The organism is Kytococcus sedentarius (assembly GCF_041937525.1).
GTDB classification, from domain to species: Bacteria; Actinomycetota; Actinomycetes; order Actinomycetales; family Dermatophilaceae; genus Kytococcus; species Kytococcus sedentarius_A.
In genome coordinates this window covers 1,778,816-1,793,720 of the sequence record NZ_CP169391.1, presented here as the reverse complement: position 1 = coordinate 1,793,720, position 14,905 = coordinate 1,778,816, and the positions used below count along the sequence as shown (strand labels likewise).

Annotated in this window: 18 protein-coding genes and 1 pseudogene; 11 read left to right on the top strand and 8 right to left on the bottom strand. The window is 71.1% G+C overall.

What is annotated here, in order from left to right; translation table 11 throughout:
* Window positions 1-9: 9 nt before the first annotated feature.
* Window positions 10-486: a glutathione peroxidase gene (locus ACEY2A_RS08330; RefSeq protein ID WP_374928139.1), complete on the bottom strand. Its 477-nt coding sequence runs from the start codon at window positions 484-486 to the stop codon at window positions 10-12.
* A gap of 23 nt (window positions 487-509) precedes the next feature.
* Window positions 510-1,469 (bottom strand): DMT family transporter, encoded by a 960-nt coding sequence (locus ACEY2A_RS08325; RefSeq protein WP_374928138.1) that lies wholly within the window; start codon window positions 1,467-1,469, stop codon window positions 510-512.
* Between the two features lie 118 nt (window positions 1,470-1,587).
* On the opposite strand from ACEY2A_RS08325, the pseudogene ACEY2A_RS08320 reads away from it, so the two are divergent.
* Both ACEY2A_RS08320 and ACEY2A_RS08315 read left to right on the top strand, forming a co-directional pair.
* Window positions 1,588-1,767, top strand: a pseudogene (locus tag ACEY2A_RS08320) (ArsR/SmtB family transcription factor); the annotation flags it as partial.
* Between the two features lie 45 nt (window positions 1,768-1,812).
* Window positions 1,813-2,295 (top strand): SRPBCC domain-containing protein, encoded by a 483-nt coding sequence (locus ACEY2A_RS08315; protein WP_374928137.1) that lies wholly within the window; start codon window positions 1,813-1,815, stop codon window positions 2,293-2,295.
* Window positions 2,296-2,335: 40 nt separating this feature from the next.
* On the opposite strand, the gene ACEY2A_RS08310 is transcribed toward ACEY2A_RS08315, so the two are convergent.
* Window positions 2,336-3,250 carry a cation diffusion facilitator family transporter gene (locus ACEY2A_RS08310; protein ID WP_374928136.1) on the bottom strand — a complete coding sequence of 305 codons (915 nt, stop codon included), beginning with the start codon at window positions 3,248-3,250 and terminating at the stop codon, window positions 2,336-2,338.
* Window positions 3,251-3,482: 232 nt separating this feature from the next.
* Here ACEY2A_RS08310 and ACEY2A_RS08305 point away from each other — a divergent pair, with 232 nt between their 5' ends.
* From ACEY2A_RS08305 to ACEY2A_RS08295, 3 genes are all read left to right on the top strand, one after another.
* A complete protein-coding gene (locus ACEY2A_RS08305) occupies window positions 3,483-4,661 on the top strand; it encodes a hypothetical protein (RefSeq protein ID WP_374928135.1) in 1,179 nt (392 codons plus the stop codon).
* A gap of 108 nt (window positions 4,662-4,769) precedes the next feature.
* Window positions 4,770-5,195 carry a VOC family protein gene (locus tag ACEY2A_RS08300; RefSeq protein WP_374928134.1) on the top strand — a complete coding sequence of 142 codons (426 nt, stop codon included), beginning with the start codon at window positions 4,770-4,772 and terminating at the stop codon, window positions 5,193-5,195.
* Window positions 5,195-6,004 (top strand): NAD-dependent epimerase/dehydratase family protein, encoded by an 810-nt coding sequence (locus ACEY2A_RS08295; RefSeq protein WP_374928133.1) that lies wholly within the window; start codon window positions 5,195-5,197, stop codon window positions 6,002-6,004. The genes ACEY2A_RS08300 and ACEY2A_RS08295 overlap by 1 nt, the downstream gene beginning before the upstream one ends.
* A gap of 45 nt (window positions 6,005-6,049) precedes the next feature.
* Here the strand turns inward: ACEY2A_RS08295 and ACEY2A_RS08290 are convergent, their stop codons facing one another.
* Window positions 6,050-6,592: a YbaK/EbsC family protein gene (locus ACEY2A_RS08290; RefSeq protein WP_374928132.1), complete on the bottom strand. Its 543-nt coding sequence runs from the start codon at window positions 6,590-6,592 to the stop codon at window positions 6,050-6,052.
* A 161-nt stretch (window positions 6,593-6,753) separates the two neighbouring features.
* On the opposite strand from ACEY2A_RS08290, the gene ACEY2A_RS08285 reads away from it, so the two are divergent.
* The gene (locus ACEY2A_RS08285; RefSeq protein WP_374928131.1) at window positions 6,754-7,251 is read left to right on the top strand and encodes an SRPBCC domain-containing protein; all 498 of its coding nucleotides are present in this window, start codon (window positions 6,754-6,756) and stop codon (window positions 7,249-7,251) included.
* Window positions 7,252-7,317: 66 nt separating this feature from the next.
* Here the strand turns inward: ACEY2A_RS08285 and ACEY2A_RS08280 are convergent, their stop codons facing one another.
* The 3 genes from ACEY2A_RS08280 to ACEY2A_RS08270 all read right to left on the bottom strand — a co-directional run bounded on the left by ACEY2A_RS08280 (window position 7,318) and on the right by ACEY2A_RS08270 (window position 9,804).
* Window positions 7,318-8,445, bottom strand: a complete 1,128-nt coding sequence (locus tag ACEY2A_RS08280) for a serine hydrolase domain-containing protein (protein ID WP_374928130.1) — start codon at window positions 8,443-8,445, stop codon at window positions 7,318-7,320.
* Window positions 8,442-9,023, bottom strand: coding sequence for a dihydrofolate reductase family protein (locus ACEY2A_RS08275; RefSeq protein WP_374928129.1), 582 nt, complete (start codon window positions 9,021-9,023; stop codon window positions 8,442-8,444). The genes ACEY2A_RS08280 and ACEY2A_RS08275 overlap by 4 nt, the downstream gene beginning before the upstream one ends.
* A 112-nt stretch (window positions 9,024-9,135) precedes the next feature.
* The gene (locus ACEY2A_RS08270) at window positions 9,136-9,804 is read right to left on the bottom strand and encodes a hypothetical protein (RefSeq protein WP_374928128.1); all 669 of its coding nucleotides are present in this window, start codon (window positions 9,802-9,804) and stop codon (window positions 9,136-9,138) included.
* Window positions 9,805-9,934: 130 nt separating this feature from the next.
* On the opposite strand from ACEY2A_RS08270, the gene ACEY2A_RS08265 reads away from it, so the two are divergent.
* Window positions 9,935-10,429: a lamin tail domain-containing protein gene (locus tag ACEY2A_RS08265; protein WP_374928127.1), complete on the top strand. Its 495-nt coding sequence runs from the start codon at window positions 9,935-9,937 to the stop codon at window positions 10,427-10,429.
* Window positions 10,430-10,444: 15 nt separating this feature from the next.
* Here ACEY2A_RS08265 and ACEY2A_RS08260 read toward each other — a convergent pair whose 3' ends face one another.
* Window positions 10,445-10,933 (bottom strand): glutathione peroxidase, encoded by a 489-nt coding sequence (locus tag ACEY2A_RS08260; protein WP_374928126.1) that lies wholly within the window; start codon window positions 10,931-10,933, stop codon window positions 10,445-10,447.
* A gap of 31 nt (window positions 10,934-10,964) precedes the next feature.
* Between ACEY2A_RS08260 and ACEY2A_RS08255 the strand changes: the two genes are divergently transcribed.
* From ACEY2A_RS08255 to ACEY2A_RS08240, 4 genes are read left to right on the top strand one after another with little or no spacing between them, the layout of a single operon-like run.
* Window positions 10,965-11,591 (top strand): class I SAM-dependent methyltransferase, encoded by a 627-nt coding sequence (locus ACEY2A_RS08255; RefSeq protein ID WP_374928125.1) that lies wholly within the window; start codon window positions 10,965-10,967, stop codon window positions 11,589-11,591.
* Complete coding sequence (locus tag ACEY2A_RS08250; RefSeq protein ID WP_374928124.1) at window positions 11,588-12,001, top strand: GNAT family N-acetyltransferase; 414 nt, start codon at window positions 11,588-11,590, stop codon at window positions 11,999-12,001. Before ACEY2A_RS08255 ends, ACEY2A_RS08250 begins: the two co-directional genes overlap by 4 nt.
* A 59-nt stretch (window positions 12,002-12,060) precedes the next feature.
* The gene (locus ACEY2A_RS08245; protein WP_374928123.1) at window positions 12,061-12,351 is read left to right on the top strand and encodes a GNAT family N-acetyltransferase; all 291 of its coding nucleotides are present in this window, start codon (window positions 12,061-12,063) and stop codon (window positions 12,349-12,351) included.
* Between the two features lie 48 nt (window positions 12,352-12,399).
* Window positions 12,400-14,862 (top strand): phosphoketolase, encoded by a 2,463-nt coding sequence (locus ACEY2A_RS08240; protein ID WP_374928122.1) that lies wholly within the window; start codon window positions 12,400-12,402, stop codon window positions 14,860-14,862.
* The last annotated feature ends 43 nt before the right edge of the window (window positions 14,863-14,905 follow it).

The window sequence follows — 14,905 nt, the reverse complement described above, 5'->3', positions numbered from 1 at the left end:
CCCCCGTCATCAGGCCGCCAGCGCCTCATCGATGGGGTCAGTCAGCTCACCCGGCTCGGTGCGGGGGCCGATGCGGGTCACCGTCCGCCCATCGCGCCCCACCAGGAACTTGCCGAAGTTCCACGCAATGTCCGAGGTGTCGCCCGAGGCCTCCTTCAGCCACGCGAACAGCGGGTGCTGCCCCTCGCCGTTCACCTCGACCTTGCTGAACATCGGGAAGCTCACCCCGTAGTTCTTCTGGCAGAACGACGCCACCTCGGCATCGCTCCCCGGCTCCTGCGCCCCGAACTGGTTGCACGGGAAGCCCAGCACCACCAGCCCCTGGTCGCCGTACTGCTGGTGCAGCTCCTCCAGCCCCTCGTACTGGGGCGTCAGGCCGCACTCGCTGGCCGTGTTGACCACCAGCACCACCTGGCCCTCGTACTGGGACAGGTCCTGCTCGCGGCCGTCGATCGTGGTGGCAGTGAAGTCTCCGAGGGTGCTCATGTCCCCAGTGAGCCCCGATGCGGTCACGCCGGTCGCGTCGTGGCCGCCCCGGGTCGCGCCCGCCGTTGCGCATTGGTCAGCACCACACCGGCAATCACCAGCGCACCACCCAGCACCTCCGGCAGGCTCACCACACCCCCGGTGAACAGCGTGAACGCTGCCACGTACACGGTCACCAGGTTCATGAACACCCCCGCACTGCTGGCCGGAATGACCTCCAGAGCCCGGTTCCACAGCAGGTAGGCCAGCACCGAGGGGAAGACGGCAATGAACAGCAGCGCCCACAGCGCCCCGGAGGTGGGCGGCATGGTCGGACCACCCGCGGCCAGGGTCACCGGCGCCATCAGCACCACGGCCACCACGGCCTGCAGGGCGGTGGAGCTGACCGGCGGCAGCTTGGGCGCAATCCGCCCGGCGATGGTGTACGCCGTCCACACGCACACCGCGCCCACCATGAACAGCTCCCCGGTGCCCACCCCGGTCTGCAGCACGGCAGGAAGGTCGCCATCGCTGATGACGATGAGCACCCCCACCAGCGCCACCGCCACCCCCAGCACCTTGCGCCCGGTGAGGCGATCACCCAGCACGAGCACCGCCATCAGCGCGATGAGGGCCGGGTTGAACGCATTGATGAGCGAGGCGTTGAACGGCGGGGTGTGCTCCAGCGCCACGTACAGCAGCCACGTGTAGGCGAGCATGCCCAGCAGGCTGAGCCCCACGATCCACGGCCAGGCGCGCAGCAGGGCACGCCAGTCCGGCCGCTCCAGCCAGTGGGCCAGGGCCAGCAGCGGCACCACGGCGATCACCCAGCGCAGCCACACCAGGCTGATCGGGTCGATCGTCTCCACCGCGGCCGCCCCGACCACGTAGTTGCCCGCCCAGAACAGCGTCGCCCCCATCAGCGAGAGCACCGCAATCGGCAGCGCGCGCCCGGAGCTCCTTGGGGGAGTGGCCGATGCGGGAGCGGTCGCCTGGGTGGTCATCGACCCATGGTCGCCCACCGTCCTTTCCGAGACGTGGCGGGGTGGGGCAGCCCGCGCGGCGCACCCGGGTGGGGCCGGCCCTTGACAACGTACAACCACATGGTTGTACGTTGGTTCCATGGACACCACGGAGGAGGACCGGGCAGACGCCCTGTTCCACGCGCTCGCCGACCGAACCCGTCGCGACATCCTGCGGCGCGTGCTGGCCGGTGAGCACTCCGTGACCGAGCTCGCCGAGCACTACGACATGAGCTTCGCCGCCGTGCAGAAGCACGTGGCCGTGCTCGAGCGTGCGGGCGGGTGACAGCCGCGCCGGGACCACGGACCAGCAGAGGAGCTGACCATGCCCGTCATCGACACCCACACCGACCCCGAGAACTGCTCGCTCACCATCACGGCGGAGTTCGCCGCCCCCGTGGAGCGACTCTGGCAGGTCTACGCCGACCCGCGCCAGCTCGAGAAGATCTGGGGCCCGCCGGAGTTCCCCGCCACCGTCGTGGACCACGACCTCACCCCCGGCGGCCGGGTCACGTACTACATGGCCGGCCCCGACGGCGAGAGGTACCACGGCTTCTGGGACGTCAAGGAGGTCCAGGAGAACCAGCGCATCCGCATCGACGAGGGGTTCGCCAACCCCGACTTCACCCCGGCCGAGGGGATGCCGGTCGCCGACCAGGAGTTCACCTTCAGCCCGGCGGAAGGAGGCAGCCGACTGGTGGCCGTGGCCACCTACGGCAGCGCCGAGGAGCTCCAGCAGGTGGTCGACATGGGCGCTGTCGAGGGCGCCACGGGTGCGATGAACCAGATCGACGCCCTGGTGGCCTGAGCCAGTCCCGGCCCGGAGCGCACGAGCCCGGCACCCACTGTCACCGGTGGGCGCCGGGCTCGTGTTCGGCGTGGGCCAGCGGCTCGAACTGGATCGTGGAGTGCGTGATCTCGAAGTCCTCGCGCAGGCACCGCTGCACGTCGTCGAGCAGGTCGCGCAGGTGACCGTCGAGGAAGCACTCGTCGTCAGCAACCACGTGCGCCGTCATGACCGGCACCCCGCTGGCCACCTGGGTGGCGTGCAGGTCGTGCACCGCGTGGACGCGCGGGAGGGCCTCGATGTGGGCGCGCACCTCATCGAGGTCGAGTCCGGTGGGCGTCGACTCCAGCAGGACGTGCACGGTCTGGCGCAGCAGCACGATGGTGCGCGGCACGATGAGGGCGACGATCACCAGCGACGCCACGACGTCCGCCCGCTGCCAGCCGGTGGTGGCCACCGTGAACGCGGCCACGAGCACCGCCACCGACCCGAGCGCGTCGTTGGCCACCTCGAGGAAGGCCGCCCGCAGGTTGAGGTTCGCCCCCCGCGCCCCGGCCAGCACCAGCAGCCCCACCATGTTGCCGGCCAGGCCGATGACGCCGAACACGATCATGGGAGTGGTCGCCACCTCGGGCGGTGCGGCCAGTCGCTGCACGCTCTCCACGAGCAGCAGCACCCCCACCAGCAGGAGCAGCAGGGCCTGTGCGGCGGCGCCCAGCACCTCGGCCCGCAGGTAGCCCCAGGTGCGGCGGGGCGTTGCCGGACGCCGGGCCAGCGTGGCCGCCACGAGCGCCATGGTCAGCCCCGCCACGTCCGTGAGCATGTGCCCCGCATCGGCCCACAGGGCGAGGCTGCCGGAGACGACGGCACCGACGACCTCGACCACCAGCACGGTCACGGTGATACCCAGCACCAGCGCGAGCCGGCCGCGGTGGTCGGCGATGTCGGCCGGCAGGTGGTCGTGGTCGTGGCTCACACCGCGAGGGTAGTGACTGGGCGTGTGCCGTCGGTCCCGGGCGGGGCGGCCTCGCGACACATTGCATGCTGCAGGTCAAGGCAGGGCAAAGCAGGGCCCAAGATAACGATTGCGTATGGACACCCGGCTGGGCCCTTGTGCCGGTCGGAGGCTCGTGATGCCTTCTGGGGACCTGCCCACGCACGGGTGGGCACTCCCCCTGAAAGGCACACACCCCATGCACTCGAAGTGGATGACCACCGCCCTCGGTCTCAGCCTGGCCATGGGCATGACGAGCACGGCCGTGACGGCTGCGCCCCTCGACACCACTGCCCCCGCGCCGACCGCCGCGACGGCCGAGGCCGGCCTCACCGAGGAGCGCAAGCAGGAGATCCTGGAGCGCCTGCAGCAGCTGGTGCCGGCCGAGACGCCCCGGGCCGACGCCCTGGCCAAGCGTCTCCACGTGGACACCGAGGGCCGCGACGCCACCCTGCAGCGCGCCATCGACGGCTCGCAGTACGAGTGCGGGCCCACGGACTTCCACGGCTGGATCGACGAGCAGCTGGCCGACTGGGACATGTTCGACCTGCTGATCCTGCAGCTGACCGGCGCCTTGGACTGGCCCATGTACGAGGCCCTCCTCTTCCAGCCCGACGGCGAGCAGTACTTCGGCGCCGAGGGCGAGCGCACCCACGAGATGAACAAGACCTTCCGCACGCTGAAGAAGTTCTGGGACACGCAGGGTGAGGACATCCAGCTGGGTGCCATGCACGGCGACGTGATCATGGACGACGCCCGCATGGTGCCCTTCCTGACCGCCATGTACGGCGTCACCGAGGCCGAGGCCCAGGAGATGGCCGACCTGGTGCAGGAGTTCCTGGCCGACCCCAAGTTCGAGGGTGGCAACCACCCGATCTTCACCCTGAACGCCTTCGCCTACTCGGACGCTCCCTCCCCGGAGGACCAGCAGCTGGGCCTGGACGACAAGATCATCATGGGTGACGGCATCATCGAGGCCATGGAGGGCATCGGCCTGGGTGACGTGGGCCCCCGCGGCATCCTGGCCCACGAGTACGGCCACCACGTGCAGTACGAGCTGGGCCTCTTCGACGACCACGCTCGCGACGCCGAGGCCACGCGGGAGACCGAGCTCGAGGCCGACGCCCTGGCCGGCTACTACCTGAGCCACCCCCGCGGCGAGCGCCTGCGCCAGCAGCGGGTGGTGGACTTCATCGAGTCCTTCGGCGAGGTGGGCGACTGCAGCTTCGAGAACGACGGCCACCACGGCACGCCCAACCAGCGCGAGGCCTCCGCCCGCTGGGCGGACGAGCTGGCGAACGCCAAGGGCAAGAAGGGGCACATCCACCCCGCCCAGTTCGTGAGTGACGCCTTCCGTGCGGTGCTGCCGGAGATCCTGGCGCCGGACGCCTGATCCGAGCCTGACCGCGCCTGATCCGCAGCTGGCCCCAGCCGGTCGGTACGCGGTCCCTGACGGGGATTCCCACTGGTTCACAGCGGGGATCCCCGTCATGCTGGGGTCATGACCTGCTTCGTCTCCCACACCTCCATCGACTGCCGCAACGCCTACGAGCTCTCGGAGTTCTGGCGTGAGCTCCTCGGCTACGAGATGGACCCCGACGACCCGAACGAGCCCGGCCACGAGGAGTGCGCCATCCACGACCCGGCCACCGGCCACGTGGTGCTCTTCCTGGAGGTCCCCGAGGCCAAGTCGGTGAAGAACCGCATCCACTTCGACCTGCGCCCGCGTGACGGGGTCACCCGAGACGCCGAGGTCGAGCGGGTCCTGTCCCTGGGCGCCACCCAGGTGGACGACTGCCGCGGCATCCACGGCACGGGCACCGGGTGGGTCGTGCTGGCCGACCCGGAGGGCAACGAGTTCTGCATCCTCCGCTCGCCCGAGGAGGTCGAGGCCTCCGAGCAGGCCGATGCGGGGCAGGGCGCCTGATGCGGGTGCTCGTCACCGGCGCCGCCGGGAACGTCGGGCGCGTGGTGGTCCGCGGGCTGCTGGACCTGGGCCACGAGGTGGTCGGGGTGGACCGCTCGGCGGCACCGGACGACCTCTCCGGGGTGCCCTGGCACGCCATCGACTGTGCCGACCCTCGGGCCGTGGACGCCGTGTTCGCCGCCGAGCGCCTCGATGCGGTGGTGCACCTGGCAGCCCACCCGGTGGAGGCCGACCTGCCCACCATCCTCACCTCGCACCTGCACACCGCGGCGGCCGTGCTGGAGGCGATGGTGGCGCACGACGTGCGGCGCGTCGTGTTCGCCTCCTCCAACCACGCCGTGGGCCGCACGCCCCGGGTGGACCTGCTGCCCACCGACACCCCACCGCGCCCGGACACCTTCTACGGCGTCGGCAAGGTGGCGGTCGAGGCACTGCTGCAGCTGTACGTCGACCGTTTCGGCATCGATGCGGTGGCCTGCCGCATCGGCAGCATGCTCCCCGAGCCCACCAGCGTCCGTGCCCTGTCCACCTGGCTCTCCCCGGCCGATGCGGTGCGCATGGTGCACGCTGCGCTCACCACCCCCTCGCCGGGCTTCGCGGTGCTCTACGGCGCCAGCAACAACACGCGCGGCTGGTGGGACCTGGAGCCCGGGCGGGCGCTGGGCTACCACCCGCAGGACGATGCGGAGGCGTACGCCGACCGCATCGAGTCACGGCCACAGGACGAGGCGGAGGGGAGCCACGTGGGCGGTCCCTTCGCGATGGACGAGAGCATCCAGCCGGCGTTCGGGGACGCGCCCGGCGACTGAGGGGCGCGGCCGCGCTGGCCGGGTGGCCCGCGCCCGCGCTGCGCCTCAGGCCTGCGGCATCGTGAGGTCGAGCACCTCGGCGCCGGGCAGCGCCGCCAGTTCAGCCCCGGGCACGAGCAGTTTGGCGCCGCGCACCCCACCGCCGATCACCACGAGCTCCGCCTCGGCCACGGCGCGGTCCACGAGCACCGGCCAGTCCGCCGGCAGGCCGATGGGGGTGATCCCACCGGAGGTCATGCCGGTGGCCTCCTCGGTGGCGGGCTGGTCGGCGAAGGAGATCTTGCGCACGCCCAGGTGCTTGCGGACGGTCTTGTTCACGTCCGCGCGGTCGGTGGCCAGCACCAGCACTGCGGCGCGGGTGGTCTGCTCGCCGCGGCGACCCTCCACCACCACGCAGTTGGCCGAGGCCTCCGGCAGCACGTCGTAGGTCTCGCAGAAGGCCGCGGTGTCGGCGAGCTCGGGGTCGATCTCGGACACCTGCGCCGTGGGGAGGGCACCGGCCCGGGCGGCCTCCGCCACCGGCGGCGCCACGAGGTCGAGCCGCTCGGTCAGCGGCGTCCAGTCGAGCGTTCCCTGTGCAGTGGCCATGGGCGTCACCGTATGCAGGGCGGCCGCGGTGGTCGCGGAGCGGGGGTGGGCGCCGCGGTCCGGGGACCGGCGCACGGCCCCTGTGGACACCGCTGGCGTTCCACGCTTGGCTGGGTGTGCCTCACCGGGAGCACCCCGGGCGCGGCCCACCAGGAGGACGCATGATCACCGGACGGTACGAGCAGGTAGAGGGGACGGACCACCTGGTGCTGCGACGCGGCATCGAGGCGCCCCTGGAGGAGGTGTGGGCGGCGTTCACCGAGTCCGACCGGCTGGGACGGTGGTTCGCCACCTGGTCGGGGGACCCCGCATCGGGCCAGGTGGACGTGCGCTGGTCGTACGAGGAGGCCATGCCCACCGAGCCCTACGTCATCGAGGCCTGCGAGCCGCCCCGGCACCTGCGGGTGCGGAACGTGCACGACGACCCGGCCCAGGTGTGGACCATCGACGTGGAGCTCACCGAGGCCGAGCCGGGCACCGCGCTGACCTTCAGTCAGCCGTTGAACAGCCGCGAGATGGTGCGCGAGGTGGGCCCGGGCTGGGAGTACTACCTGGACCGGCTGCAGCAGTCGCTGGAGACGGGGGAGGCGTCCACCATCGAGTGGGAGGGGTACATGGACCTCGCCCCGGAGTACGCCCGGGAGTTCCAGCTCGGCTGAGCGGACCGATGGGGTGACGCCCGCGGGTGCGCGGCGCCCCATCGGTGCGCCTCAGGTGGCGGACCCTCAGCGCCCGGCGAGTCGCTGGAAGTCCCCGACCAGAGGCATGGTGCGCTCGCCCATCTCCACCTGGGTGAGCAGGATCCCGAGGGTGCCGTCGGGGTCCACGAAGAAGTCCGTGCCCAGGCCGCCGGACCAGCCGTACCGCCCGGCGTGGTCACCGGAGAGCTCCACGGCGCCGCCCCACCCCCACCCGGTGGCGTCCCAGAACCCCGGGAAGAAACTCTCGGGGGTCTTGGCGACCGCAGGGGTCTGGTCGGACACCATCTGCTCGACGAGGGCGGGGTCCACGAAGATCTCGCCGTCCACCCGGCCCCCGTTCGCCAGCATCCGAGCGAAGTGCAGGTAGTCCGCCGCAGTGGAGACCAGCTCGCCGTGGGCCGTGTCGTAGGGCGCCGGCCCCACGTGGAAGCCACCGCCGGCCGGCTCCAGCTCCACCAGCTCCTCACCCCGCCAGGTGTACGCGGCCGGCAGGCGATGGGTGTGCTCCGGAGGAACCCGCTCCCCGGTGTCCACCATGCCGAGCGGCCCGAGCACCTCGCGCTCGAGGAGCTCCTGCCGGGGCACCCCGGCCACGTGCTGCAGCAGGACACCCAGCAGCGAGAAGGAGTGGTGGTAGCGGAATCCCTCGCCCGGCTGGTGGGTCAGCGGCAGGGTCGCCAGCCGCGACAGCCATGCGTCGGCACCGGGGGAGATGGGCTCGGGGCCGGGGGCCATGCCGATCTCCTCGTAGCCTCGGGCGATGGGCGTGTCGCCCAGCTCCATGCCGTACCCGGAGCCGTTGGTCAGCAGGTGCCGCACGGTGATCGGGTGGCGGGCGGGCTCCACCTCATCGAGGCCTGCGGTGGGCGTGCGGAGCACGGTGCGCTCGGCGAGCTCGGGCAGCCAGCGCTCCACCGGGTCGTCCAGGTCGAGCCGGCCGTCCTGCACCAGGCGCAGCGTCGCCACCGTGAGGACGGGCTTGGTCATGGACATGATGCGGAAGATGGCGTCCTGCGGCATCGGTGGCCCACCGAAGGACACGGTGCCCTGCGCCTCGGCGTGCACGTCGCCGCCGCGAGCCACGAGGGTCACCGCGCCGGGGATGCTGCCCTCGTCGATGGCCCGCTGCACACGGTCGGTGAGCGCGCTCATGCGGTGCCTCGCGTGCGGTCGGCAGGGCCGGCGGTCGCGGGCTCCAGGGCCGTGTAGCCCACGCCGCAGCGGAACGCGCGGGCCTCGCGCACCCGCATCCGGGGGATGGCCGCCCCCTCGGGGAACAGGCCCCGTCCGCGCCCCTGCCACACGGGGTAGGTGAACAGGCGGACCTCGTCCACCAGCCCTGCGGCCAGCAACGCGTGGGTGAGCTGGATGCTGCCGGTCACGCACACCTCACCGTCCGGCCCGGCACGCAGCTCGCGGGCCACCTCGAGCGGGTCGCGGTCCAGCAGCGTGGTGTTCCGCCAGCCGGGCTCGGTGAGCGTGGAGGTGATCACCCGCTTGTCGCAGCGGTCCAGCTGCTCGCTGACGCCGGTGGTGTCGTCGGTCTGCTCGGGCCAGAAGCCGCGGAAGTCCTCGAACGTCCGGCGTCCCAGCAGCAGCACGTCCTGGGCCTCGCTGTGCTGGCGGTTGAGGGCGAGCATCTCCTCGTCCTGGTCGGCCGGGTCGAACCAGTCGTCGAGCATCTCGATGCGGCCATCCAGCGTGATGTTCTGCGTCACGACGATGCGCATGCGCGCCTCCGGTGGGTCGTGCGCCACGACCCGATGGGGAATGTGGGCACCGTTCACATTAGGGCTCAGCGCGGATGCTGTCGACCCCCCGGCAGGGCGGGCGACCCCTCTCCTACTCGTCCAGCAGCGCGTTGTGCTGCATGCGCAGCGCCCGCTCCAGGCCCGCCAGCACGCCGGCCACGGTGAGCCCGATGTTCACCTGCGTGGGCAGCTCGATGGGGGAGCGGAAGGTCCAGCCCGTGAGGCTCTGCCACCAGTCCGCCCGGGTGAAGGCCTGCAGCAGCTGCGGCAGCTCCAACCCCAGCGCCACCAGCAGCACCGCCAGCGACAGTGCCCCGACCACCCGGCTCGCAGTCGGGTGCCGCTCTGCGAACTGGCTGCGCCACGCCTCACCGGTGCCCGGCGCCGGCGTCATCAGCTGCTCCCCCGCATCGGTCACCAGGTGGGCGCGCTTCATGCCGTACAGGCTCATGGCCGCCTCGATGCGGGGCGTCCGCTCCCGGGCGGGACGGTCGTCGATGACGGCCGGCGTGACGCCACCGGCCGCCTCGTCGCCGGGCAGGTCGTCCAGCACGAACGCCACCTTGGTGCGCCCCATGGCCACCTGGCGACCGTCGCGGTAGAGGTGCAGCTTCTCGCCGGCGTCGAAGAAGTCCACGTCGAGCGCGTACTCGTGGCCCTGCACCGTGGTGAGGTACTGGCCGCGCCACAGCGACTGCAGCCCGGTCACCGGTGCGAGCTCCGAGCCGTCCCCCGGCTTCACCGAGCCCAGTCGCCCCATCGTGCCTCTCCTCGTCCTCCGGGAAGTGTGAGGTCACTCTGCCAGTCCCCGGCGAGCAGGAGCGCGGGTGTCCCCTCGCGGCCTGGCCGGAGTGGTCGCGAGGCGCGGCAGGGTGGGGCAGAATGGGTATGTGAAGAATCAGGTTCGCATGTTGGGGGGCCTGACCTCGGCCGCTCTGCTGGCCCCCGCCATGCTCATCGCCCCGGCCGCCGAGGCCCTCCCTCCCGTCATGATCAGTCAGATCGTCTACGACTCCTTCGGGGCCACCAAGGACGACTACTCCAACCGCAGCCTCAACGCGGAGTACGTGGTGCTCAAGAACACCACCTCGCGCACCCAGACCGTCACCGGGTGGACACTGCGCGACAAGACCGGCTTCACGTACAGGCTCCCTGCCACGACGATCCCCGCCAAGGGCTCGATCCGCATCTTCACCGGCAAGGGCACGAACACCAACGCCAAGGGCAGCACCACCCCCGGCAAGCGCTACTGGGGCAAGACCAGCTACGTCTGGAACAACACCGGCGACACCGCCACGCTCCGCAACAAGGCGGGCAAGAGCATGGACAGCTGCACCTACAGGGACAAGAGCACCAAGGACAACATCAAGTCCGTCGCCTGCTGAGCCCTCACGCCCAGCTCATCCCGCCCGGGTCAGGGCCCGTTCCACGGCGCCCTCGATCCGGGCGGGCGTCGTGGTGGGGGCGAACCGGTCGATGACCTGCCCGTCTCGCCCCACCAGGAACTTGGTGAAGTTCCACGGGATGGCACCCCCCAGCACGCCGCGACGCTGCTGCTTGAGCCACTGCCACAGGGGGTGCGCCCCGGCGCCGTTGACGTCCACACGCGCGAACACCGGGAAGCTCACGCCGTAGTTCACCGAGCAGAACTCCTGGATCTCCTCCGCGCTCCCCGGCTCCTGGCGAGCGAACTGGTTGCACGGGAAGCCGAGCACCACGAAACCCTCCTCGCGATGCCGTTGGTAGAGCTCCTCCAGCCCCTCGTACTGCGGCGTGAACCCGCACCTGCTGGCCGTGTTCACCACCAGCACCACCTGGCCGGCGTACTGGTCCAGCGGGTGGTCGGTGCCGTCGAGGGCGGTGGCGGTGAAGTCCGTCAGGGAGGTCATCTCCTCCAGTGTCCCGTGGAATGCTGGCCGCATGCCACACGACCACTTCACGGAGAGGGCCGCCACCTGGGACGACGACGCCGGCACCGTGCGTCGTTCCCGGGCCGTGGCCGATGCGGTGCGCTCCGCCGTGCCGCTCACGGGCACCGAGCACCTGCTGGAGTACGGCGCCGGCACCGGGCTGGTGTCCGCAGCCCTGCTCGACCACGTGGGCCGGGTGACACTGGTGGACCGGTCCGCCGGCATGCGGGAGGTCGCCGAGCGCAAGGTGGGTGCGGGCGTGTTCCCCCCTGACACCCGGGTGCTGGACCTGGACCTGGGTGATGCGACGGTTCCCCCGGAGCTCGCCGGCACCATCGATCTGGTGGTCTGCAGCCTGGTGCTCCACCACGTGCCCGACGTGCCCCGGGTGCTCACCGGCTTCCGGGAGCTGCTGACCCCCGGGGGGCACGTCGCCATCGTGGACCTCGACAGCGACGACGGGGAGTTCCACGCCCAGGTCCACGACTTCGACGGTCACGACGGGTTCGATCGCGAACGACTCAGCGGGTGGCTCGGTGACGCGGGGTTCACCGCGGTCGCGGTGGGCGACGCCGTCCCCATCGAGAAGCACGGGACGACCTTCACCAGCTTCCTGGCCACGGGGGTGCGCGCATGACCGAGGTGACCCTCTCGACGGACCCGGCGCGGATCGACCTCGACCGCGTCCACCACTGGCTGTCCACCGACACCTACTGGGCGCGGGGACGCTCGCGGGAGAAGGTGGAGGCCGCGTTCGCCGGCTCGATGGTGGTGGGCGCGTACGCCGCGGACGGCACCCAGGTGGGCGTCGCCCGCATCGTCACCGACCGCGCCACCTTCGCCTGGCTGTGCGACGTCTACGTGGACCCCGACCACCGCGGACAGGGGATCTCCCACCAGCTGGTGGAGGCCGTCCTGGCGCAGACCGAGCCGATGGGGCTCTCCCGCATCGTGCTGGCCACCGGCGATGCCCACGGGCTCTACGAGCGGTACGGGTTCGAGCAGCTCCCCGGCAGCGACACCTGGATGGTGCGCGGAAAGCCCTGATCCGGCCTACGGTGGAGGGGCCGGGAGACGCCCCGGCGCCACCCCATCGAGGAGGATCCATGAGCGACGTGACCGTGCGTGACAACTCCGAGGCCAGCCGCTACGAGGCCGTCCTGGACGGTGAGGTGGTGGGGCTCGCCGACTACCGGCTCGACGGCACGACCATGGAGATCACCCACACCGAGACCGATGCGGGACACCAGGGCCAGGGCATCGCCGGCGAGGTGGTGCGCACCGCCCTGGACGCCGCCCGCGAGGCCGGGCTGAAGGTCATCCCCACGTGCCCCTACGTGGAGAACTGGATCGCCGAGCACCCCGAGTACCAGGAGCTGTTGGCCGAGAAGGGCTGACCCGCACCGACCGGCCCCACCCACCGGTTCCACCGACCAGGGAGTGTCATGACCACCGTGCCCACATGGCCCAACGACCCCGCCACACCGCTGGACGACGAGGAGGCCCGCCTGCTGCACGCCTGGTGGCGCGCGGCGAACTACCTCTCGGTCGGGCAGATCTACCTGCTCGACAACCCGCTGCTGCGCGACGAGCTCACCCCCGAGCACGTGAAGCCCCGCCTCCTGGGCCACTGGGGCACCACCCCGGGGCTCACCTTCCTCTACGCCCACTTCAACCGGGCCATCCGGCAGCGCGGCCTGAACGCCAGCTACATCACCGGCCCGGGGCACGGTGGTCCGGGTCTGGTGGCGGCCACCTACCTCGAGGGCACGTGGACGGAGACCTACCCCGACGTGGGGCAGGACCTCGACGGCCTGCAGCGGCTCTGCAAGCAGTTCTCGTTCCCCGGGGGCATCCCCTCCCACGTGGCGCCGGAGGTTCCCGGGTCCATCCACGAGGGCGGCGAGCTCGGCTACTCCCTGTCGCACGCCTACGGGGCGATGCTGGACAACCCAGACCAGATCGCCTTCACCGTGGTGGGCGACGGGGAGGCCGAGACCGGCCCCCTGGCCACCTCCTGGCACGCGAACAAGTTCGCCGACCCGCAGCACGACGGGGTGGTCCTGCCGGTGCTGCACCTCAACGGGTACAAGATCGCGAACCCCACGGTGCTGGCTCGCATCCCCGAGGAGGAGCTCGTCCAGCTGATGCGGGGCTACGGGCACACTCCCCTGCTCTTCACTGCCGGTTTCGACGACGAGGACGAACTCTCCGTCCACCGCCGCTTCGCCGCTGTGCTCGACGAGGCGCTCGACCTCATCGCGGAGATCAAGGCCGATGCGGGGCCCGACTCCCCCCGCCCGGCGTGGCCGATGATCGTCTTCCGTACCCCCAAGGGGTGGACCGGTCCGCAGGAGGTCGACGGCAAGCAGACCGAGGGCCACTGGCGCTCCCACCAGGTGCCGCTCTCGAACGCCCGGGACACCCCCGAGCACCTGCAGGTGCTGGGTGACTGGCTGCGGTCCTACCGGCCCGAGGAGCTGTTCGACGAGTCCGGAGCGCTGCGCCCGGACATCGCCGCCACGGCGCCCGAGGGTGAGAAGCGCATGTCGGCCAACCCGATCACGAACGGCGGGAGCGTTCTGCGGGACCTGATGCTGCCCGACTTCCGCGACTACGCCGTCGAGGTCACCGCGCCCGGCCAGCCGGTCTCCGAGGCCACCAGTGTGCTGGGTGGTTACCTGCGCGACGTGATGCGCCGCAACCCGGAGACCTTCCGGCTCTTCGGCCCGGACGAGACGGCATCCAACCGCCTGCAGGCCGTGTACGAGGCCACCGACAAGCAGTGGAACGCCGAGTACGAGCCCAGCGACGCCGAGGACCCCCTGGCCAGGGCAGGCCGGGTGCTGGAGATGCTCTCGGAGCACCAGTGCCAGGGGTGGCTCGAGGGCTACCTGCTCACCGGGCGCCACGGGATGCTGAACTCCTACGAGGCGTTCGTCCACATCGTCGACTCGATGGTGAACCAGCACGCCAAGTGGTACAAGGTCACCAACCAGCTCGAGTGGCGGCGTCCGCTGGCCTCCCTGAACTACCTGCTGTCCTCGCACGTGTGGCGGCAGGACCACAACGGCTTCTCGCACCAGGATCCCGGCTTCATCGACCACGTGGTCAACAAGAAGGCCGAGATCGTACGGGTCTACCTGCCGCCGGACACCAACACGTTGCTCTCCACGGTGGACCACTGCCTGCGTTCACGGCAGTACGTCAACGTCGTGGTGGCGGGCAAGCAGCCGAACCCCTCGTGGCTGACGATGGACGAGGCCGTGGCGCACTGTGTCCGCGGCATCGGGATCTGGCCCTGGGCCGGGACCGAGCCCGACGGCGAGGACCCCGAGGTGGTGCTGGCATGTGCCGGTGACATCCCCACCATCGAGGTGCTGGCGGCCGCCAAGATCCTGCGCCAGGAGGTGCCGGGCCTGACCTTCCGCGTGGTCAACGTGGTGGACCTGATGCGCCTGCAGGACGAGAAGGCCCACCCGCACGGGCTGTCCGAGGCGCAGTTCCAGAACCTGTTCCCCTCCGGCACGCCGGTGGTCTTCGGCTACCACGGCTACCCCTGGCTGATCCACCGGCTGGTCTACCGCCACGACACCGCCTCGGCCTTCCACGTGCGCGGGTACACGGAGGAGGGCACCACCACCACGCCCTTCGACATGGTGATGCGCAACGAGCTGGACCGGTACCACCTGGTGATGGACGTCATCGACCGCGTGCCGTCCTTGGGGTCCCGCCACGCCGGGCTGCGCCAGCGGATGGAGGACAAGCGGCTGGCCGCCCGTGCGTACGCCTACGAGCACGGTGAGGACCTGCCCGAGGTCGCCCAGTGGCAGTGGGGTGACGCCCAGAACGAGGCCGATGCGGAGCAGGGCACCGTGCGCCAGGACACCGGCGGCGACAACGCCTGAGGTACGGACCGTCGGGTGGGCTGGGCGGCAGCCCGTCCGGTCG